The sequence below is a fragment of the Halomonas sp. THAF5a genome (assembly GCF_009363755.1).
Taxonomy (GTDB): Bacteria; Pseudomonadota; Gammaproteobacteria; order Pseudomonadales; family Halomonadaceae; genus Halomonas.
On sequence record NZ_CP045417.1, the window covers coordinates 1822063 to 1842845 of the forward strand.

The window sequence follows — 20783 nt, forward strand, 5'->3', positions numbered from 1 at the left end:
ACTCCCCTTGACGCCCCGGAGGTGCCCCATGAGCCAGCCCCATCGCAACGACGAGGATTTCCAGGCGCTGATGGGGGACGTGCGCCCCCTGGCGAAGACCGCCAACCGGGCGGACCCCGGCCGCCGACGCGGCGCGCCCAGCGAGGCGCAGCTGGCCCGGCGCGAGAGCGCGGCGGCCGAGACGCCGGGGGGCGGCCCGCTCTCGACCGACTTCATCGACCTGCTGCCGCCCTTCGATCCGCTGCTCTTTCGCCGCGACGGCATCCAGACCGGCGTCGTCGACCGCCTGCGCCACGGCGGCTACCCGGTCCAGGCGAGCCTGCACCTGCTGCGTCGCCCGCTGGAGGAGTGTCGCCGGCTGCTGGCCCCCTTCATCCGCGAGGCCTACAGCCACGACCTGCGCTCGGTGATGATCATCCACGGCCGGGGCCGCGAGATCGACAGCCCCGCCAACGTGCTGCGCTCGTGCCTGGCGAAGTGGCTCGAGAGCCTCGACGAGGTCCAGGCCTTCGCCTCGGCGGGCCAGGCGGACGGCGGCCTGGGCGCCACCTGGGTGATGCTGCGCAAGAGCGAGCGGGCCAAGGCCAACAACCGGGAGCGCCAGCAGAAGCGCCGCGGCTGAGGTCGCGGGCGCCCGCTGAGACAGACACGACGCCGCCGGCCCGAGGGCCGGCGGCGTTTTGCTTGCTACAGGGGGGCGATGGCCTCAGGCCAGGGCGGGCTCCCGGAGGCGACCGGCGAGCTCGCGCAGGCGATGGCGGAACAGCGGCTGCGGGTCGTCGGTGCCCGGCTGGTAGCCGCGGCTGAAGGTGCTCAGGGCGTTGAGCGCGTCCGGGACGAGCTGATCCTCGCGCAGCGAGAAGGCGTTGACGCCGCAGCGTGACAGGTAGAAGAGCTGGTCGATCAGCACGTCGCCGACGGCGCGGATCTGCCCGGCATAGCCGTAGCGCTCGCGCAGCAGCCGGGCGATGGAGTAGCCGCGGCCGTCGGTGAACTTCGGGAAGTCGACGCCGATCAGCGGCGCCTGGGCGAGCTCGTCGGCCAGTTCCGCGGTGAGCTCGGTGTCGCTCGGCAGCCAGGGGGCCAGGTCGGGGCGCCGACCGGCGTCCCGCCAGACGTCCAGGCGAACCAGGGCCGGGCCCTCGGCTGGGGCGGTGTCGCCGTCGTGGCGGGGCCAGTCGGCCTCGACCGAACGGCCATCAACGATCAGCGGGCGAGTGGCAATTTGCTCAGGCATAGACACGCTCCTTGAAGGGTTTGAGGCCGATGCGGCGATAGGTGTCGAGGAAGGTCTCGTCGGGCTGGCGGCTGCCGACATAGACCTGCAGCAGCTTGTCGATCACGCCCGGCACGTCCTCGCGGAAGAAGGAGGGGCCGAGGATCTTGCCCAGGGAGGCGCCGTTGCCCTGGCTGCCGCCCAGCGAGATCTGGTAGTACTCCTCGCCCTTCTTGTCGACGCCGAGGATGCCGATGTGGCCGACGTGGTGGTGGCCGCAGGCGTTCATGCAGCCGGAGATGTTGAGCTCCAGGGGCCCCAGGTCGTAGAGGAAGTCGAGGTCCTCGAAGCGCTCCTGGATGGCATGGGCGACCGGGATCGACTTGGCGTTGGCCAGGCCGCAGTAGTCGCCGCCGGGGCAGCAGATCAGGTCGGCCAGGGTGCCCACGGTGGGGTTGGCCATGCCCAGCGCCTCGAGGCGCTGCCAGAGTGCCTCGATGCGATCCACCGGCACGTCGGTGAGCACCAGGTTCTGCTCGTGGGTGACCCGCAGCTCGCCGTAGCCGAACTCGTCGGCCAGATCCGCCACCGCGGCCATCTGCTCGGAGGTGACGTCCCCCGGCGAATGCTCGCGGCGCTTGAGCGACAGGGTCACCGCCTTGTAGCCGGCCACCTTGTGGTCGGTGACGTTGTTGGTGACGAAGCGGGCGAATGCGCGGTTATCGCCGCGCAGCCGCTCGTAGGCCTCGATGGCCTCGGCGGGCACCGCGCGGCGCTCCGGCTCGACGAAGTGCTTGGCCACGGCCTCGAGCGCGTCGGGCGTGAGGGTCTGGGGGCCGTCCTTGAGGTGGGCCCACTCCTCCTCGACCCGGCGGCGGAACTCGTCGACGCCCAGCGCCTTGACCAGGATCTTGATGCGCGCCTTGAACTTGTTGTCGCGGCGGCCGAACTGGTTGTAGACCCGCACCAGGGCCTCGAGGTAGGTGAGCAGGTGCTGCCATGGGAGGTCCTCGCGCACCGTCTCGGCGATCATCGGCGTACGGCCCAGGCCGCCACCGGCCAGCACCTTGACGCGCACCTCGCCGTCGCGGTTGCGCCACAGGCGCAGCCCGACGTCGTGAACCTGGATGGCGGCGCGATCCTCGTCGGCGCCGGTCACGGCGATCTTGAACTTGCGCGGCAGGAAGGCGAACTCCGGATGGAAGGTCGACCACTGGCGGATCAGCTCGCACCAGGGGCGAGGATCGACCTCTTCGTCGGCGGCGATGCCGGAGAACTGGTCGGTGGTGGTGTTGCGGATGTCGTTGCCGCTGGTCTGGATGGCATGCATCTGGACGCTGGCGAGCTCGGCGAGGATGTCCGGCACGTCCTCGAGCTTCGGCCAGTTCAGCTGCAGGTTGGTGCGCGTGGTGAAGTGGCCGTAGCCGCGATCATAGCGGGCGGCGATCTCACCGAGCTTGCGCAGCTGGTAGGAGGCCAGCATGCCGTAGGGGATGGCGATACGCAGCATGGGTGCGTAGCGCTGGATATAGAGGCCGTTCTGCAGGCGCAGCGGCAGGAACTCCTCCTCGCCGAGCTGGCCGGCGAGATAGCGGCGCATCTGGTCGCGGAACTGGGCGACGCGTTCATCGACCAGGGTCTGGTCGTGGGAGTCGTAGCGGTACATGCAGCGCGATCCTGAATCGAGAAAAGGGGGACGTTGGCGCCACCATACCCGCTCGGATTTATTCTATAAAAGAATAAATCTTCATAGTTTATATGCAGAATGGAATGAGGGCGGTGCTCGGCTAGAGCGCCAGGGACTGCCAGCGCCGCCGCTGCCAGATCAGCATGAACCAGGCCGAGTTGAGGCAGCGGTAGCCCAGCTGCACCCACCAGATGCCCACCAGGCCCTGTTCGAGGGCCACGCCCACCCACCAGGCCAGTGGCAGGAAGACCAGCCATTGCAGGGAGAGGGTCGCGGTCATCACCGTGCGGTTGGCCCCGGCGCCGAGCAGCGCCTGGGCGAACACCAGGGCGGCGGCATCGAGCACGATCATGACCGCCGTCAGCTGAAGCGGCAGCCGGCCCAGCGCGACCAGCGCAGGGTCGTGGAGGAAGAGGCCCAGCACCGACTCGGGGAGCAACACCATCGGCAGGGCGAGGATCGCGAGGGCACACCAGGCCAGGCGCACCACGTCCCAGCCCCAGCGGTGGGCGTCCTGATGGGCCTGGCGCCCCAGCGACTGGCCCACCAGGCTCATCGCCGCCATGCCGAGCCCCACCCCGGGCAGGATCAGCAGCAGCGAGAGGTTGACCAGCACGTGGCCGACCGCCACGCTCGGCGTGTCGATCCGCCCCAGGATCCAGAACAGCACCGCGTAGCCCGCGGCGAACCACAGCTGCTGGAAGGAGTGGGGCGTGGCGAGGCGCAGGGTGGTAGCCAGCACGCCGCGACGGGGGCGCTCGGCGAGAAAGCCGCTGGTGGTGGCGTGACGCAGGCTGAGCCCGGCCCAGATGGCGAGCCCGGCGAACAGCGAGAGGCTGGTGCCGGCGCCGGCCCCGGCCGCGCCCATGGCCGGCAGCCCGGCGAGCCCGAAGATCAGCCCCAGGCTCGCCACCACGTTGATGACGTGCATCACCAGGATGATGCGCAGGTAGAGGCCGGTCTGCTGGATGCCGTTCCAGTAGCCGCGAAAGCAGAAGATCATCGCCACCGGCACCAGCGACGTGACGCGCCACTGGAAGTAGCCGGCCGCCTCGGCGTTGACCGCCGGATCCTGGTTGATCAGCGCCAGCAGGGCCGGGGCCTGCCACAGGCAGAGCAGGGTCAGCGGCCCCGCCACGGCCAGGGCGATGACGAGCCCGGCGTTGAGTGGCAGGGCGCGCCGGCCCCAGTCCTCCTCGCCATGGCGCCGCGCCGCCTGGGCCTGCACCCCCGAGGAGAGCCCGAAGACCACGGCGGTGATCAGGAACATGGCATAGCCGCCGATGCCGACCCCCGCCAGGGGCACCTCGCCGAGAGAGCCCACCAGGGCGGCATCGATCAGGTTGAGCAGGCTCTGGGTGAGCATGCCGCCGATGATCGGCAGGGCGAGGCGCAAGATGGTCTGGCGTCTGGAGGTCTCAGGCAGCATGCCGGCCTCCATGGATCGGCAGGGCAAGGCGCAGGATGGTCTGGCGTCGGGAAGTCTCAGGCAGCATGCCGGTTTCCAGAAATGACGAAACCGGGCCCGCTGAGCGGGCCCGGGGCGAACGAGGCGGCCATCAGCTCGGGTCGTAGGAGAGCACCGGCGACAGCCAGCGTTCCATCTCGGCCAGCGTCATGCCCTTGCGTTCGGCCAGCGCCTCGACCTGATCGCGGGTGATCTTGCCGGTCGAGAAGTACTTCGACTGCGGGTGGGCGAAGTACCAGCCGGACACCGCGGCGGCGGGCCACATGGCGAAGCTGTCGGTGAGCTCGAGGCCGGCGTTGGCCTCGGCCTCGAGCAGCCGGAACAGGGTGGCCTTCTCGGTGTGATCGGGGCAGGCCGGATAGCCCGGCGCCGGGCGGATACCCTGGTACTTCTCGGCGATCAGCGCCTCGTTGTCCAGCGCCTCGTCGGCGGCGTAGCCCCAGAACTCCTTGCGCACCCGCTCGTGCATGCGTTCGGCGAAGGCCTCGGCGAGGCGGTCGGCCAGCGCCTGGACCATGATGGCGTTGTAGTCGTCGCCGGCGGCCTTGTAGCGGTTGGCGAGTTCCTCGACGCCGTGGCCGGTGGTGACGGCGAAGCCGCCAATCCAGTCCGGCTTGCCGGCATCCTTCGGTGCGATGAAGTCGGCCAGGCTGTAGCAGACGCCCTCGCGGTTCTTGGTGGTCTGCTGGCGGATGTGGTGCAGCCGCTCGATCACCTCGCTGCGCGACTCGTCGGCGTAGACCTCGATGACGTCGTCATCGACGACGTTGGCCGGCCACTGGCCGATCACGCCGCGGGCCTGGACCAGCCCCTCGTCGATCAGCTTGCGAAGCATCGCCTGGGCGTCGGCGAACAGGCTGCGCGCCGCCTCGCCGACCACCTCGTCATCGAGGATCTTCGGGTACTTGCCGGCCAGCTCCCAGCTCATGAAGAACGGCGTCCAGTCGATGCGCTCGACCAGCTCGTTGAGGTCGTAGTCCTCGAATACCTTGAGGCCGGTGAAGCCCGGTGCCGGCGGCGTGTAGCCGTCCCAGTCGAGGACCGGCTTTCGCGCACGGGCCTCGGCGTAGGACAGATCCGCCGCCTTGGGCCGACGCTTGGCGTTGCGCTCGCGCACGACCTCGTACTCGGCGCGGATCTCGGCCACGTACTCGGGCTTGAGCGCCGGGGAGAGCAGCTTGCCGGCCACGCCCACGGCCCGCGAGGCGTCGGTGACGTAGATCACCGGATGCTCGTAGCCCGGCTCGATCTTGACCGCGGTATGGGCCTTGGAGGTGGTGGCGCCGCCGATCAGCAGCGGGAGCTCGAAGCCCTGGCGCTGCATCTCCTTGGCCACGTGGACCATCTCGTCCAGCGAAGGCGTGATCAGGCCGGAGAGGCCGATGATGTCGGCGTTCTCTTCCCTGGCGGTCTGCAGGATCTTCTCCGCCGGCACCATCACGCCGAGGTCGATCACCTCATAGTTGTTGCACTGCAGGACCACGCCGACGATGTTCTTGCCGATGTCGTGAACGTCGCCCTTGACCGTGGCCATGACGATCTTGCCCTTGGTTTGAGTATCCTCGCTCTTTTCCGCCTCGATGTAAGGCAGCAGGTAGGCCACCGCCTGCTTCATGACCCGCGCCGACTTGACCACCTGGGGCAGGAACATCTTGCCGGCGCCGAAGAGGTCGCCGACCACGTTCATGCCGTCCATCAGCGGCCCCTCGATCACTTCGATGGGGCGCGTGGCACGCTGGCGGGCGAGCTCGGTGTCTTCCTCGATGTAGGCGGTGATGCCCTTGACCAGGGCGTGCTCGATGCGCTTCTCGACCTCCTCGTTGCGCCACTCGAGGTCTTCCTTCTTGGCGCCGCCGGAACCGTCGCCCTTGTACTCGTCGGCGATCTCCAGGAGGCGCTCGGTGCTGTCGCTGCGGCGGTTGAGCACCACGTCCTCGACCGCCTCGCGCAGCGCCTCGGGGAGGTCGTCGTAGACCGCCAGCTGGCCGGCGTTGACGATGCCCATGGTCAGCCCGGCGCGGATGGCGTGGTAGAGGAACACCGAGTGGATCGCCTCGCGCACCGGATTGTTGCCGCGGAACGAGAACGACACGTTCGACACCCCGCCGGAGACCATGGCGTGGGGCAGGTGCTCGCGGATCCAGCGGGTGGCCTCGATGAAGTCGACGGCGTAGTTGTCGTGCTCCTCGATGCCGGTGGCGATGGCGAAGATGTTGGGGTCGAAGATGATGTCTTCGGCGGGGAAGCCGATCTCGTCGACCAGCAGGCGATAGGCGCGCTGGCAGATCTCGGTCTTGCGCGCGAAGGTGTCGGCCTGGCCCTGCTCGTCGAAGGCCATCACCACGATGGCGGCGCCGTAGCGCATGCACTTGGTGGCCTGCTCGCGGAAGATCTCCTCGCCTTCCTTCAGTGAGATCGAGTTGACCACCGCCTTGCCCTGGATGCACTTGAGCCCGGCCTCGACGATCTCCCACTTGGAGGAGTCGACCATGATCGGCACCCGGGCGATGTCGGGCTCGCCGGCGATCAGGTTGAGGAAGCGCACCATGGCCTCCTCGGACTCCAGCATGCCCTCGTCCATGTTGACGTCGATGACCTGGGCGCCGTTCTCGACCTGCTCCAGGGCCACCTCCAGGGCGGTGGTGTAGTCCTCTTCCTTGATCAGGCGCTTGAAGCGCGCCGAGCCGGTGACGTTGGTGCGCTCGCCGACGTTCACGAACAGCGAGTCGTGGGTGATGTTGAACGGCTCGAGGCCGGACAGCCGGCAGGCCAGTGCGCGCTCAGGCACCTCGCGCGGAGGCAGGTCCCGGATTGCCCGATGGATGGCGGAGATGTGCTCCGGCGTGGAGCCGCAGCAGCCGCCGATGATGTTGACCAGGCCGCTCTCGGCGAACTCGGCGACGATGGCGGCCATCTCCTCCGGCGTCTGGTCGTACTCGCCGAACTCGTTGGGCAGGCCGGCGTTGGGGTGCGCCGAGACAAAGGTGTCGGCCTTGTCGGAGAGCTCCTGCAGGTAGGGGCGCAGCTCCTCGGCCCCCAGCGCGCAGTTCAGGCCCACCGAGATCGGCCTGGCGTGGCGGACCGAGTTCCAGAACGCCTCGGTGGTCTGGCCCGAGAGCGTGCGGCCGGAGGCGTCGGTGATGGTGCCGGAGATCATCACCGGCAGGCGTTCGCCGCGATCCTCGAACAGCTCTTCCAGGGCGTAGATGGCGGCCTTGGCGTTGAGGGTGTCGAAAATGGTCTCGATCAGGATCAGGTCGCTGCCGCCCTCGATCAGCGCCTCGGCGGCCTCGCGATAGTTCTCGCGCAGCTGATCGAAGGTGACGTTGCGCTTGGCCGGGTCGTTGACGTCCGGCGACAGCGAGGCGGTGCGCGAGGTCGGGCCCAGCACGCCGGCGACAAAGCGCGGCACGCCGGTCTCCTCGGCCACGGCGTCGCAGACCGCGCGGGCCAGGCGTGCCGACTCGCGGTTGAGCTCGGCCACCAGGTCTTCCATGCTGTAGTCGGCCTGGGAGAGGCGGGTGCTGTTGAAGGTGTTGGTCTCGACGATGTCGGCGCCGGCTTCCAGGTAGTCGCGATGGATGCGCGTCACCAGGTCGGGGCAGGTCAGCGCCAGCAGGTCGTTGTTGCCCTTGAGGTCGCTCGGCCAGTCGACGAAGCGTTCCCCACGAAATTCCGCCTCGGAGAGCTCGGCGTTCTGCAGCATGGTCCCCATGCCGCCGTCGAGCATCAGGATGCGGCGCGAGAGGCTGTCATGAAGCGAGGCGGTTTGGGGGGTGGGAACGGCGGCCATGGGCGGGTCTATCTCCAGCGAAGAGGCGTCAAGGGTCGGGCCGGCGACGGTGCGCCTGGGGCGTCTTGTCTCGGAAAAACGCGGCCGGCCGGTGGCGACCCGCCGGGACGTGGCACGTCGGCGGGACGCCGGGAAAGCCGCTTATCCTAGCAAAAGCCGGCGCGCCGGGGCAGGGGCGCTACGCGAACGTCTTTCATGCGGTGCGTGACCGGTCCTCATGCGGCTCGGGAGGTAAAACCCAGCAAATCAGTCGGGATTGTGTCGGCCGCGCCGGTCGCTTACCATTGAGGCATCACCCTTTCTGCCTCCGTCGCGATGGTCTTAGCGGCGGCAGGTCACGATAGCGAGAGCATGATGAGCGACAGCATCCAGATTACCGATAGCGCCCAGGACTACCTCGCCGAGCTGCTCGAGAAGCAGAACGTCGAGGGCATCGCGGTGCGCATCTTCATCACCCAGCCCGGCACGCCCTACGCCGAGACCTGCCTGGCCTACTGCCGTCCCGGCGAGGAAGAACCCAGCGACGAGCTGCTGGAGCTGCCGAAGCTGCGCGTCTACCTCGACAAGAACAGCCTGGCGTTCCTCGAGGAGGCGGTGGTCGACTTCAATGCCGATCGCATGGGTGGCCAGCTGACCATCAAGGCGCCCAACGCCAAGATGCCCAAGGTCAACGCCGACAGCCCGCTCGAGGATCGCGTCAACTATATCCTCTACAGCGAGATCAACCCGGGCCTGGCCTCCCACGGCGGCGAGATCAAGCTGGTCGAGCTGACCGAGGACCAGGTGGCGGTGCTGGCCTTCGGCGGCGGCTGCCAGGGTTGCGCCGCGGTCGACCTGACCCTCAAGGACGGCGTCGAGAAGACCCTGCTCGAGCGGATTCCGGAACTCGCCGGCATCCGCGACGTGACCGACCACTCGGATACCACCAACGCCTACTACCGCTGAGGCGGCGACAGGCGCAAGGCGATCGGGCGGTCATCGACCGCCCGGCCTCGCTCTCACTCCTCTCCGGAAGGCTCCGCATTGGCGGGGCCTTTCTCGTCTTCGGTCTCGTCCGCTCTCTCATACCCCTCGCGGTGGGCGTCCACCGGCGCCTGCCACAGGCAGCGATGCAGCTGGGTCTCCAGTTCGCGCAGGCGGCGCGCCTGTTCCGCCAGCAGCTGCTTCTGTTCGTCGATGCGCCCCTGCAGCAGCGCCTGCTCGTGCTGCTGGGTGCGCGTGCGCTCCTCGGCCTGGCGGCGCGCCCAGTCGGTCTCCCGATGACGCTTCTCCTCCTCGGCCAGCGCGCTGCGCGCCTCCTGCACCAGCCGCTCGGTCTTCTCCAGGCGGGCCTCCAGCTGCTGGTGGCGCTGGGCGTGGGCCTTGTCGGCGGCCTGGCGCTCCTGGCGCGCCTCGTCGAGCAGGGCCATCAGCCGCGACTCGCTGCTCTCGTGGCGCTTCTCCTCCTGGGTCAGGCGCTCCTGGTGATGGGACGCCTGCTCGGCCAGCGCCTGCTGATGCTCCTGGGCCTTGCGCTCCTGGGCCTGCTGCAGGTCGGCGAGCTGCTGCTCCAGCCGCGCCTGGGCGCGACGGAGCTTCGCCTCGCGCTCCGCCAGGGCGTCGCGCTCGGCCTCCCGGCGGGCGAGCTCGCCGCTCTGCTCGGCCAGGCGCTGCTCGGTGCTCGCCAGGTGCGCGGAGAGCGCCGACTCCCGCTGCTCGGCATCCTCGGCGCGGCGTGACGCCTCGAGGGCCTCCTCGCGGGCCGTCTCCACGCGGCCGTCGGCCTCCTGGCGATAGTGGGCGAGCGCCTCGTTGGCGGCCGCCTGGGCCTTCTCCCAGAGCCCCTCCGCGAGCTCCTGCAGCGCGGGCGGCATGCCGCGGGGCGGGGGCTGGTCGCGATTCTCCTCGCGCTGGGTGCGCCACTCCCGCAGGTGCTCGCTGATGGTGGTGAAGCTGCCGGTGCCGAGCACCTCGCGCACCTTGTGCACGCTCGGGGCCTCGCCTTTCGCGAGCAGGGCGTCGATGGCCCGCTGGACATCCTCGTACCGCACGCCGCTGCGCGCCATGGTCGTCTCCTCGTGGTGATCTGCCGGCCGTTCTTGTGGGCGGCGTTCGGGTTCAGGGCGCCAGTCTACCCGGGGCTGAGCGGATATTGAAGCTTTTTACATATTACGTACTACGTAATTATATTTACGGTACATGAGATAAAATCAAGATTACGCGGCTTATCTTGATTATATGCCGTCGTAAGGGCGATACTCGGCGGCCAGGCAGGCGGCGACCCGCGAAGCAAGAAGGCTCCGGGTGCGGCCAGCATTCGCCGCGACACGGCGGGCGCGAAAGACGGACAGCGAGGCGCGATGAAAGACGAGGATAATCAGCAGGTTGGAAAGGGCGAGGCGGACGCTGACCCGGGGTCGCTCATGGCGTTGGCGATCGCGCCGGGGCGAGATCCGGCCGCGGAGCCTCGCCGCCCCCCCGTACCCGGCGCGCATATCGAGGCGGCGAGCGACGCCGAGGCGGTGGCGCGCTGGCTCGCCGAGTATCGGGCGAGCGGCCAGACGCGGCGCGCCTATCGGCGCGAGGCGGAGCGGCTGCTGCTGTGGCTGGGCGAGCAGGGCAGGGGGCTCGGCGAGCTGCGTCGCCAGGACCTGGATGCCTTCGAGGCCTTCCTCGCCGACCCGCGGCCGGCCGAGCGCTGGATCGGCCCGGTGCGGCCCCGCGAGGACCCGCGCTGGCGGCCCTTCCGGGGGCCCTTGTCACCGGCGAGCCGCCGCCAGAGCCTGGTCATCCTGCAGGGCATGTACGCCTGGCTCGTGGAGGCGGGCTGGGTCGGCCACAACCCCTTTCGCCTGATGCGCGACAAGCGCCGCCGCCTGGACAATCGCCAGGGCGGCATCGAGCGCTACCTGGAGCGGCCACTGTGGGACTGGTTCTGGGCCTGGCTCGATCGGCCGCTGCCGGCGGACGCCACGCCCCGCCAGGCCTTCGAGCGGTCACGCCGCCGGCTGGTCTTCGGCTTCGCCTACCTGCTGGCCCCGCGCATCGGCGAGATGAGTGCGGCGCGCATGAACGACTTCGTGCGCCGCGAGGGGCGCTGGTGGTGGCGGGTGGTGGGGAAGGGCGGCAAGGCGGCGCAGGTGCCGGTGCCGCCGGACATGCTGGCCCTGCTGGCGGCCTGGCGGGAGGCCCTGGGCCTGCCGCCCCATCCCGCATCGGACGACGACGGCCCGCTGCTCAGGGCGCTGGATGGCGCGCGGGGGCTGGGCGACAACCGGCTCTACCGGCTGATTCGCGACGCCTTCGGCGAGGCGGCCAATGTCCTGGAGGCCGAGCAGGGCGACGAGGCCCGCGAGGCCGCGGCGCGCCTGCGCCAGGCCACGCCCCACTGGCTGCGCCATACGGCGTTGACCCACCAGGCCCAGGCCGGCGTGGAGCTTCGCTACCTGGCGGGGACCGCGCGCCACTCGCGGCTCGACACCACGGCGCGCTACCTGCATGCCGAGGACGAGGAGTGGCATCGCCAGCAGGCGCGCCACGGCCTCGCCGCCGGGCCCGGAGACGACGAGGCCGGCGGCGGAGGATCGAGATGGGGCGCCTGAGTCGGTATACTGGTGCCCACTGTCCCGAGGAGAGATCATGAGCACCGAGACCACCGCCGAACAGGCCCAGCAGGAGCTTCTCGACGAGTTCGAGATGTTCGACAACTGGATGGATCGCTACCAGTACATCATCGACATGGGCAAGCAGCTGCCGGCCTTCCCCGAGGAGTGGAAGACCGACGCGCTGAAGATCCAGGGCTGCCAGTCCAACGTCTGGATGCACCATGAGCGCGACGGCGAGCGACTCCGGTTCCAGGCGATCTCCGACGCCGCCATCGTCTCCGGGCTGATCGCCGTGCTGATGCGCATCTACAACGACCGCCGCCCGGCGGACATCCGCGACACCAGCCCGCACTTCCTCAAGGACCTGGGGCTCGACAAGCACCTCTCGCCGACCCGCAGCAATGGCCTGAATGCCATGCTGGAGCGGATCTACCGGGTGGCCGAGCAGGAAGCGGCCTCGGCGTGACCCCCCGCGCTGGCGGCGTGACGTTGCCGCTCCCGTGCCAGGATGCCTTCGGCATCCAGGTCGGCGAGGGATTCCTGCGGCTGGGTCGGCACCTCACCGGCGAGCTGCAGCGCGTGGAAGCGCCCACAGCAGACACGCAGGAAGGAGGCGAAGTTGTCGGGGTCGCGCCCCGCCTCCACCCACTCCCGTGACAACCGGGAGAGTAGCTGGCTCAGCCCCAGGCCGTCGCGATGGCCGATCTCTTCGAGCACGCCCCAGAAAAAGCCCTCGAGCCGTACGCTCGTGCTGACGCCCTCTAGGCGCACGGAGCGCGTGTGCGACGCCCACAGGGCGGGGTCGGCGTCGGTGAATAGCTTGCACATGGTCCCGGTCTCCTTGGCGGCATGGTCCAGGCGCACCGCTCGGGGTGCCAGGCGACAGCATGCCGCCTGGCCGGGGGATCGGCAAGCCGGGCCTCAGGCGTGGCTGATGCGCGTACCGAGACGCGCGAGGAACTGGCCGATCCAGGCGGGGTGGGCCGGCCAGGCCGGTGCGGTGACCAGGTTGCCGTCGGTCACCGCGTCGTCCACGGCGATATCGGCATAGTGGCCACCCGCGAGCTCCACCTCGGGACGACAGGCCGGATAGGCGGCGCAGCGGCGCCCCTCCAGCACCCGGGCGGCGGCCAGCAGCTGGGCACCGTGACAGACCGCCGCCACGGGCTTGTCCGTGGTGAAGAAGTGCTGGACGATCTCGATCACCCGGGCATCGAGGCGCAGGTATTCCGGTGCGCGACCGCCGGGAATCACCAGGGCGTCGTAGGCGGCCGGGTCGACCGCGTCGAAGCCGGCATTGAGGGCAAAGCGGTGGCCCGGTTTCTCGGTGTAGGTCTGGTCGCCCTCGAAGTCATGGATCGCCGTGGCCACGGTGTCCCCGGGGCCCTTGCCGGGGCAGACCGCGTCGACGCGATGGCCCACGGCCTGGAGGGCCTGGAAGGGGACCATGGTCTCGTAGTCCTCGGCGAAATCGCCGCAGAGCATCAGGATGCGCTTGCCGGACATGGGGGTTCTCCTCTTGGCTGGGTTGCACGGAGAGGCCAGTCTGGCATGGGCGGTCGGGGGAGGGGTGGTAGCCGGCTACTACAGCCAGCGGTGCGTCGGTCAGTCCTGACGGGGGCGGCAGCGGAAGTGCTCGTCGAGTTCCGGGTCCTCGCGGCACAGCGTCTCGCTGGGACCGCCCGGCACCGGATCGATGCCGCCGGCGGCGCCGGGATGGCAGCGCGCGATGCGCTTCACGCCCAGCCAGCCCCCCTTGAGGGGCCCGTGTACCTTCAGCGCCTCCGCCGTGTAGGCCGAGCAGCTCGGCCAGTAGCGGCAGCGCGGCCCGAGCAGCGGGCTCAGCGTGACCTGGTAGAGCCGGACCAGGGCGATCAGAAGCCCGCCAAGGGCGCGTGAGAGCAGGGCCGCGAGGCGTTTCACGGCTCGGCCTTGTGCATCTCGGCCCGGCTCATCTCAACCCTTTTCACCTTAGCCCCTGGCGTAGAGGGTGTCGGGGTCGATCAGCGGGTCGCTGTCGATGCGCGCCTCGTCGCCTTCCAGGGCCACATAGAAGCAGCTGCGCCGCCCGCTGTGGCAGGCCGGCCCCGTCTGATCCACATGCAGCAGCAGGGTGTCGCCATCGCAGTCCAGGGCGGCGGCCTTGAGGTGCTGCTGCTGGCCCGAGGACTCCCCCTTGCGCCACAGCTTGCCGCGGGAGCGCGACCAGTAGCAGACCCGGCCGGTGCGCAGGGTCTCGTCGAGGGCCTCGCGATTCATCCAGGCCATCATCAGCACCTCGCCGCTGTCGTGCTGCTGGGCGATGGCGGGAATCAGGCCGTCGGCGTTGAAGGCCACGGCGTCGAGGATCTCGCCAAGGGGCCGGCGGCTGTCACGGGGGGCCCGTTCGAGGGCCTTGAAGGTCGTGCTCATGGCGTCTCCGCGGAGAGGGCAGGAGAGGGGGCCTGGCGGCAGGCGTCGCACTGGCCCAGCAGCTCGATGGTCTGGCGCTGGACCTCGAAGCCGAGCTCCCGGGCGCGTCGCGAGAGGTGGTCGTTGACCTCGTCCAGGTGCAGCTCCTCGACGCGCCCGCAGTGGCGGCAGATCAGCAGCTGGAAGCCGTGGGCGTGTTCCGGGCAGGGGCAGGCCACGTAGGCGTTGAGGGACTCGATGCGGTGCACCAGCCCCTGGTCGATCAGGAACTCGAGGGCCCGGTAGACGGTGGGCGGGCGCGCCGCCGCGTGTTCGGCCGCCAGGCGGTCGAGCAGCTCGTAGGCCTTGAGGCCGCCGCGGGTGGTGGCGATCAGCTCCAGCACGCGGCGGCGAATCGGCGTGAAGCGCGCGCCGCGCTGCTGGCACTGCTGCTCGGCCTGGCGGATCATGTCGCGTGGATCGGTCATGGCACCCGGGGCGGTGGCTGGAGGAAGCGCATATTCTACGCGGCCGCCCGCCGAGGGGCCACCCGGGGTCTCAGGCGGACTCGCGAAGCTCGCTCGAGCGGGCGAAGTGATGCTGCGAGAAGGCGATGCGCTCCTCGGCGGCGACGCCCTCCGGCTGACGTTCGATCAGGTCGAGTCGCGAGCGCAGCCCCTCGCCGTTGGCCATCTGGATCGCCAGGCCCGGCCGGGCATTGAGCTCCAGCAGCATGGGGCCGTGGGCGCGGTCGAGCACCATGTCGGTGCCCAGGTACCCCAGGCCCGTCATCTCGTAGCAGCCGGCGGCGAGCAGCAGCAGCGTCTCCCAGCCGGGGATATGCAGGCTGGCGAGCTCGTGGCCGGTATCGGGGTGGTCGTGACAGGTGCGGTCGAACTGCACGCCGCGGATCGCGGTGCCGCTGGCGATATCGATGCCCACTCCCACGGCGCCCTGGTGCAGGTTGGCCTTGCCATCCGAGGCCGCCGTGGAGAGGCGCATCATCGCCATCACCGGGTAGCCCTTGAAGACGATGACCCGGATGTCGGGCACCCCCTCGTAGGTGTATTCGGCGAAGGAGTCGTCGAAGTTGATCAGCGCCTCGACCAGCGCCACGTCCGGCGAGCCGCCCAGGGAGTAGAGCCCCGAGAGGATGTTGGAGACGTGGCGCTCCACGTCCTCGAGGCGCAGCTGAGCGCCACTCGGCTTGATGTAGCGGTCGCCCTCGACCCGCTCGATGACCAGGATGCCCTTGCCGCCGCTGCCCTTGGCCGGCTTAATCACGAAGCCCGAGTGGCCGGCGAGCATCTCGCGGATGTGCTTGACCCCGAACTGGGTGGTCACGGTGCCGATCAGGGCCGGCGTGGTGATGCCGTATTCCTGGGCCAGCAGCTTGGTCTTGAGCTTGTCATCGACCAGCGGGTAGAGCCGCCGGTTGTTGTAGCGGCCGATGTAGCGGATGTTGCGCCGGTTCATGCCGATGATGTCCTTGGCGCGCAGGCGCGCGGGGGTCGTCCACATGCCTCAGTCCTCCGTGACCGGCTTGAAGCGGCGCAGCTCGAGCAGGCGATAGCCCGTGTAGTTGCCGAGCAGCAGGATCAGGCCCATCAGCATCAGCTGCACGCCGAGGAAGTTGAAGGTGATGTGGCGGATCCAGGGGTTGTTCATCGCCAGGTAGGCGAGCACCGCCGTCATCAGGCTGCCGCCGCCCTGGATCAACACCTGCTTGGGCCCTTCCTCCTCCCACAGGATCGACATCCGCTCGATGGTCCAGGAGAGGATGATCATCGGGAAGAAGGTGATGGTCAGGCCGGCATTGAGCCCGAACCGGTAGGAGAGCACCGAGAAGACCGAGATGATGGCGATGACCGTGATGATCACCGCCGTCACTCGCGCCACCAGCAACAGGTTCAGGTACGACAGGTAGTTGCGGATTACCAGGCCCACGGCGACCACCATCAGGAAGCCGACCAGGCCGGTGACCAGGGTGGTCTGGATGAAGGCCAGGGCGATCAGCACCGGCATGAAGGTGCCCGAAGTCTTGATGCCCACCAGCACCCGCAGCAGCACCACCACCAGGGCGCCAATGGGGATCAGCAGGATGGTCTGGAACAGGGCCTGCTCCTCGAGAGGCAGGCTGTGGATCGAGAAGTTGAGCAGGGTGTCGTCGGCCAGCTGGCTGCGCACGGCGGCGGCGGCCGGCTGGTTGCGCGAGAGCATCGAGAAGTTGATGCGCGAGTTGGTGCCGCCCTGGACCTCGAGCACGGCCTGGCCGGCGGACTCCCAGAGCAGCAGGTTGTCCGGGCGTCCCTGTGCGCCGCTACGCGGATCGAACAACGCCCACTCGTCCTCCTCGAAGACCTGGATCCACGACATCAGGTTCTGGCGGCGCCGGCCATGATCCAGCATCAGGCCGCTGACCTCGCGGGCCGGCACCCCGGCCTGGTTGAGCAGGCGCACCAGCAGCGGCGTTCGATCGAACTGGGTCAGCAGCAGCCGCGCGTTCTCGCCCTGGCGCTCGTCGGTGAAGTCCTGGATCAGCTCCCGGGCGAAGGTGAAGTGGTCGGCGCTGCGCGACCAGGCACGATCGATCACCTGGCTGGCCGCGGTGTCATAGGGCGACTCCCAGAGGATGTCGCGGCGCAGGGGAGGGGACTCGATCTGGGTGTTGCGCGCCTCGGGGGCCACCAGGGCCTGGACGCTGTAGTAGAGCTGCTGGTCGCCGGTCGCCTCGCGGGTGGACCACTCTGCACGACGCCCCCCTTCTTCCTCGAGGAAGGCCAGGCCGTAGCCCGGCGAGGCGGTGTGCTCGGTGAGGATGCGATAGCCCTGCTGGCTCGAGGGCAGCGCCATGTTCACCTTGGCCGGCCCGCCGTCGGCGGTGAAGTTGACCTGGGCCTCGATCTCCCAGACCTGGCGCAGCTCGCCCGGCGTCCAGGGCACCTCGAACTGCACGTGGCGGTGGATGCTGAGGGCGGCGCCGGAGACCAGCAGGAGGGCGACGATCAGGTAGAAGGGCAGTCGTGACATGTATCTTCCTTGGGGGTGACGGGCGATCCGAGGCAGGCCCGGATGAAGGCGTCAGCCCTCGGGGCTGGCATCGGCATCGGTGGCTTCGTCGGCGCCGGCATCCGCTGCCGGACGCCCACCGGGAAACTCGGGACGCGCATGGAGGTACTGCTCGGCGACATCGATGATGGCGATATCGAGCAGGAAGCGGCGACCGAGCAGCACGGGATGATCGAGGTGCGTGCGGTCATTCAGGGTGAACTGCACCTTCTCGCGCAGCGGCCCCAGGGTCATCAGCAGGCTGATCACCGGCCGGGACTCCTCACCGGTGGCCTGGATGATGCGCACGCGCCGATCCACCGGCGCCTCGATCCACTCGCCGCGCACGCCCTCGACGACGCTGTCGTCCTCGTTGAGCCCCAGCTTGAAGCGCACCCAGTCCTCGCCGTCGCGCTCGAAGCGGGTGATCTCGGTGGCGGAGAGCGAGGACGTCGTGGCGCCTGAGTCGATGCGCGCCTTGAGGTAGGTGCCGACGTCGGGCAGGCCGATCCATTCGCTGCGGCCCAGGACCTCCTTGTTGTCGAGGCTGGTCCGCTCGGCGTCGACGCACTGGCGGGTCGCATCATGGGGCGCGTCCGGCGGCCCGAGTCGGGCGACGTCACCGCGCAGCTGACGCAGCAGGCTGCCGACTTCCCGCACGTCGGCGGTCAGCGCCTGCTGATGGCGGAACTGGCGATCCAGGCGCGCTTCCTGGCGCGCATCGCAGCGGGCGATCAGCGAATTCTCCAGCTGCGCGACCCGCGTCTCGAATTCCGCGCTGGTCACCGGGGGCGGCGACGGCGCTCGCTCAGGGAGGAAGGTGCAGCCACCGAACAGCAGGGAAGTGAGGGCGAGGGTGCCGGCAAACGGCAGGCGTAGACGCATGGACAGGGCTCGAACAGCAGAGTGATGCATGATGATAAGGAGTCGTCGCCAGCCTTGTCCAACGTCGACGCACGGCGACAGTATGGTTGAGCTCATCCTGCGGGAATGACGCTATTTAACATAATATACATTATACGACCATTATGGTGGCGCGCCGTGAAGCCGCCATCGCGCGCTTCACCGGCCCCGCAGCGATGACCGGATGGCACCATCGACGGCGATCCGCTAGCCTACGCTGTACATTACCAAATCTACTGGATAGATCATGTACAAGAAATGGCGCTATCGCTTTCTCACCCTGCTATCTATCCTGCTGCTCGCCGGCTGCAGCGGCATCGACGTCGAGCGCTACGCCGGCACCACGCCGCGGCTCGACATCGGCGAGTACTTCGATGGACAGGCCCGCGCCTGGGGCATGGTGCAGGACTACCGCGGCGAGGTGCAGCGGCGCTTCACGGTGGTGATCGACGGCACCCTCGAGGGAGACACCCTGACCCTCGACGAGCGCTTCACCTACCAGGACGGCGAGACGGATCGCCGCGTCTGGACCTTCGAACGCCAGAATGATGCCACCTGGCTCGGTCGTGCCAACGACGTAGAGGGACCCGTCGAGGCGCGCCAGGCCGGGCACGTCTTCAACATGCGCTATCGACTGCCCGTCGAGGTCTCGGGCCGCGAGCTCACCTTCACCATGGACGACTGGATGTACCTTCAGCCCGACGGCCGGCTGATCAACCGCACGGCCATGAGCAAGTTCGGGGTGACCCTGGCCGAGATCACCATCGTCTTCGATCGCACTCCCTGAACGACGCCGCCCCAGATCCCGGGGATCTGGGGCGACGCGACGATCGGTGCGGCGTCGGGTGTCAGGCACCCGACGCCGCATCGGCACGACTCATGCCGTGATCAGAGTGGCGTCTTGTCGTCCGGCTCGTCGGCCGGCGCGTAAGAGCCGTCCTCGCGGTGGATCTCGTTGCCGGTCAGGCCCGGCGTGAACACACAGGCCAGGTGCATGGTCTTGCTGGCCCGCAGCAGGTGCTCGTCGTGCTGGTCGAGGATGTAGATGTCACCCGGTTTGATCGGCCAGATCTTGCCGTCGGCCAGGGTCTCCACTTCGCCTTCGCCCTCGATGCAGTAGACCGCCTCGAAGTGATGCTTGTAGTGGATGTGGGTCTCGGTCCCTTCATAGATCCGAGTGATATGGAACGAACAGTTGCCGCCATCGTCGGCCAGCGACAGCCGGGTGCTGTCCCAGTTGCCGTTCTCCGCCTTGACCAGGCGGTCAGACTTGCGGGCTTCCTCGAGATTGCGAACGATCATGAAGTCTCTCCAGTAATGTCGATGGCGAACCGGCCGAGCCCTCGGCCGGTCGAGGACCGGGCCGCCCCACCGCGTGATCGGGCGACCCTGTCAGCGTATCAGCTCAGCGCCTCGCGCGCGCTGGCCTCGAGGATATCCAGGCCACGGGTCAGCTCCTCGTCGGTGATGGTCAGCGGGCAGAGGCACTTGACCACCTCGCCGTCCTGACCGCTGGTCTCGATGACCAGCCCGTGCTCGAAGGCCTTGTGGGTGATCTTGTCGGCGATATCACCGCTGCCCACGTCGATGCCGCGCATCAGCCCGCGGCCGCGCTCGCTGGCCTCAAAGCCCATCTCGTTGAGCATGGCGGCGATCTTCTGGAAGCGCTTGGCGACCACCTCGCCCTTGCGGGTCACTTCCTTCTCGAAGGCGTCGTCGGCCCAGAAGGTGCGCAGCGCGGCGGCCGCGGTGGTGAAGGCCATCGCGAAGCCGCGGAAGGTGCCGTTGTACTGGCCGGCCTTCCAGACGTCGAGCTCCGGGCGCATCAGCACCTGGGCGAACGGCAGCCCCAGGCCCGAGAGCGACTTGGAGTTGGTGACGATGTCCGGGGTGATGCCGGCGTGTTCGAAGCTGAAGAACTTGCCGGTGCGGCCGCAGCCCGCCTGGATGTCGTCGGCGATCAGCAGGATGTCGTGGTCGCGGCAGATCCGCTCGAGGCGCTTGAGCCAATCGAGGCCGGCGACGTTGATGCCGCCCTCCCCCTGCACGGTCTCGACGATCACCGCGGCCGGCACGTCCAGGCCGCCGGACTTGTCGCCGAGCAGTTTCTCGAAGTAGTCCAGGGTATCGGCGCCCTCGCCCATGTAGCCGTCGAACGGCAGGAAGCTGCCGCCGACCGTGGGCACGCCGCCCGTGGCCTCGCGGAACTTGCGGTTACCGGTGGTGGCCAGCGCCCCCATGGTCACGCCGTGGAAGCCGTTGGTGAAGGTGACGATGTTGTGGCGGCCCTTGGCGTTGCGCGCCAGGCGGATGGCCGCCTCGACGGCGTTGGTGCCGGTCGGCCCGGGGAACTGGACCTTGTAGTCAAGGCCGCGGGGCTTGAGGACGACCTCCTCGAGGGTCTCGAGGTAATCGCGCTTGGCGGCGGTCCAGAAGTCCAGGCCGTGGATGATGTTGTCCTCGGCGAGGTACTCGAGGAGCGCCTGCTTGATCTGCGGGTTGTTGTGGCCGTAGTTCAGGGTGCCGGCACCGGCCAGGAAGTCGATGTACTCGCGGCCGTCCTCGGCGGTCAGGCGCGCATTCTGGGCCTTGGTGAAGACCACCGGGAAGGAGCGTGAATAGGTCCGAACCTCGGATTCCATGCGTTCGAGAATCTGGGTCTGCATGAGCGACCTCCTATGGGTCTTGGACAG

The 20783-nt window shown here is 68.7% G+C and carries 20 protein-coding genes; 5 read left to right on the top strand and 15 right to left on the bottom strand.

Annotated elements, in window-relative coordinates; genetic code table 11:
- Nucleotides 1-28: 28 nt before the first annotated feature.
- Nucleotides 29-622 carry a DNA endonuclease SmrA gene (smrA, locus tag FIU83_RS08305; RefSeq protein ID WP_152483618.1) on the top strand — a complete coding sequence of 198 codons (594 nt, stop codon included), beginning with the start codon at nucleotides 29-31 and terminating at the stop codon, nucleotides 620-622.
- A gap of 84 nt (nucleotides 623-706) precedes the next feature.
- Here the strand turns inward: smrA and FIU83_RS08310 are convergent, their stop codons facing one another.
- The 4 genes from FIU83_RS08310 to metH all read right to left on the bottom strand — a co-directional run bounded on the left by FIU83_RS08310 (nucleotide 707) and on the right by metH (nucleotide 8164).
- On the bottom strand, nucleotides 707-1237 hold the full coding sequence (locus tag FIU83_RS08310; RefSeq protein WP_152483619.1) for a DUF934 domain-containing protein: 531 nt from the start codon (nucleotides 1235-1237) through the stop codon (nucleotides 707-709).
- Nucleotides 1230-2882, bottom strand: a complete 1653-nt coding sequence (locus FIU83_RS08315) for a nitrite/sulfite reductase (protein WP_152483620.1) — start codon at nucleotides 2880-2882, stop codon at nucleotides 1230-1232. The genes FIU83_RS08310 and FIU83_RS08315 overlap by 8 nt, the downstream gene beginning before the upstream one ends.
- A gap of 121 nt (nucleotides 2883-3003) precedes the next feature.
- Nucleotides 3004-4332: an MATE family efflux transporter gene (locus FIU83_RS08320; RefSeq protein ID WP_152483621.1), complete on the bottom strand. Its 1329-nt coding sequence runs from the start codon at nucleotides 4330-4332 to the stop codon at nucleotides 3004-3006.
- A gap of 130 nt (nucleotides 4333-4462) precedes the next feature.
- Nucleotides 4463-8164 (bottom strand): methionine synthase, encoded by a 3702-nt coding sequence (gene metH, locus FIU83_RS08325; RefSeq protein WP_152483622.1) that lies wholly within the window; start codon nucleotides 8162-8164, stop codon nucleotides 4463-4465.
- 354 nt (nucleotides 8165-8518) lie between these two features.
- On the opposite strand from metH, the gene nfuA reads away from it, so the two are divergent.
- Nucleotides 8519-9109, top strand: coding sequence for a Fe-S biogenesis protein NfuA (nfuA, locus tag FIU83_RS08330; RefSeq protein WP_152485299.1), 591 nt, complete (start codon nucleotides 8519-8521; stop codon nucleotides 9107-9109).
- A 53-nt stretch (nucleotides 9110-9162) separates the two neighbouring features.
- Here the strand turns inward: nfuA and FIU83_RS08335 are convergent, their stop codons facing one another.
- Entirely contained in the window at nucleotides 9163-10209 is a 1047-nt protein-coding gene (locus tag FIU83_RS08335; protein WP_152483623.1) for a DNA-binding protein, read from the bottom strand.
- Between the two features lie 294 nt (nucleotides 10210-10503).
- Between FIU83_RS08335 and FIU83_RS08340 the strand changes: the two genes are divergently transcribed.
- Together FIU83_RS08340 and FIU83_RS08345 are read left to right on the top strand one after the other, a co-directional pair.
- Entirely contained in the window at nucleotides 10504-11745 is a 1242-nt protein-coding gene (locus FIU83_RS08340; protein ID WP_253939573.1) for a site-specific integrase, read from the top strand.
- A gap of 37 nt (nucleotides 11746-11782) precedes the next feature.
- On the top strand, nucleotides 11783-12214 hold the full coding sequence (locus FIU83_RS08345; protein ID WP_152483624.1) for a SufE family protein: 432 nt from the start codon (nucleotides 11783-11785) through the stop codon (nucleotides 12212-12214).
- Here the strand turns inward: FIU83_RS08345 and FIU83_RS08350 are convergent.
- The 8 genes from FIU83_RS08350 to FIU83_RS08385 form a co-directional block, all read right to left on the bottom strand.
- Complete coding sequence (locus tag FIU83_RS08350; protein WP_152483625.1) at nucleotides 12178-12576, bottom strand: ribbon-helix-helix domain-containing protein; 399 nt, start codon at nucleotides 12574-12576, stop codon at nucleotides 12178-12180. The genes FIU83_RS08345 and FIU83_RS08350 overlap by 37 nt on opposite strands.
- Before the next feature lie 93 nt (nucleotides 12577-12669).
- Nucleotides 12670-13254, bottom strand: a complete 585-nt coding sequence (locus FIU83_RS08355) for a DJ-1/PfpI family protein (protein WP_152483626.1) — start codon at nucleotides 13252-13254, stop codon at nucleotides 12670-12672.
- A gap of 99 nt (nucleotides 13255-13353) precedes the next feature.
- Nucleotides 13354-13671, bottom strand: coding sequence for a membrane protein insertion efficiency factor YidD (yidD, locus tag FIU83_RS08360; RefSeq protein ID WP_152483627.1), 318 nt, complete (start codon nucleotides 13669-13671; stop codon nucleotides 13354-13356).
- Nucleotides 13672-13719: 48 nt separating this feature from the next.
- The gene (gene hisI / locus FIU83_RS08365; protein ID WP_152483628.1) at nucleotides 13720-14160 is read right to left on the bottom strand and encodes a phosphoribosyl-AMP cyclohydrolase; all 441 of its coding nucleotides are present in this window, start codon (nucleotides 14158-14160) and stop codon (nucleotides 13720-13722) included.
- Complete coding sequence (locus tag FIU83_RS08370) at nucleotides 14157-14627, bottom strand: Fur family transcriptional regulator (RefSeq protein ID WP_152483629.1); 471 nt, start codon at nucleotides 14625-14627, stop codon at nucleotides 14157-14159. Before FIU83_RS08370 ends, hisI begins: the two co-directional genes overlap by 4 nt.
- Before the next feature lie 70 nt (nucleotides 14628-14697).
- Nucleotides 14698-15660, bottom strand: coding sequence for an alpha-L-glutamate ligase-like protein (locus tag FIU83_RS08375; protein WP_152483630.1), 963 nt, complete (start codon nucleotides 15658-15660; stop codon nucleotides 14698-14700).
- A 3-nt stretch (nucleotides 15661-15663) separates the two neighbouring features.
- Nucleotides 15664-17169, bottom strand: coding sequence for a UUP1 family membrane protein (locus FIU83_RS08380; protein WP_152483631.1), 1506 nt, complete (start codon nucleotides 17167-17169; stop codon nucleotides 15664-15666).
- Nucleotides 17170-17220: 51 nt separating this feature from the next.
- Nucleotides 17221-18072 (bottom strand): ATP-dependent zinc protease, encoded by an 852-nt coding sequence (locus tag FIU83_RS08385; protein ID WP_152483632.1) that lies wholly within the window; start codon nucleotides 18070-18072, stop codon nucleotides 17221-17223.
- A gap of 265 nt (nucleotides 18073-18337) precedes the next feature.
- Between FIU83_RS08385 and FIU83_RS08390 the strand changes: the two genes are divergently transcribed.
- On the top strand, nucleotides 18338-18877 hold the full coding sequence (locus FIU83_RS08390) for a DUF3833 domain-containing protein (RefSeq protein ID WP_152483633.1): 540 nt from the start codon (nucleotides 18338-18340) through the stop codon (nucleotides 18875-18877).
- Nucleotides 18878-18978: 101 nt separating this feature from the next.
- Here FIU83_RS08390 and FIU83_RS08395 read toward each other — a convergent pair whose 3' ends face one another.
- On the bottom strand, nucleotides 18979-19392 hold the full coding sequence (locus FIU83_RS08395) for an ectoine synthase (RefSeq protein ID WP_152483634.1): 414 nt from the start codon (nucleotides 19390-19392) through the stop codon (nucleotides 18979-18981).
- 98 nt (nucleotides 19393-19490) lie between these two features.
- The gene (ectB, locus tag FIU83_RS08400) at nucleotides 19491-20756 is read right to left on the bottom strand and encodes a diaminobutyrate--2-oxoglutarate transaminase (protein WP_152483635.1); all 1266 of its coding nucleotides are present in this window, start codon (nucleotides 20754-20756) and stop codon (nucleotides 19491-19493) included.
- Nucleotides 20757-20783: the final 27 nt, after the last annotated feature.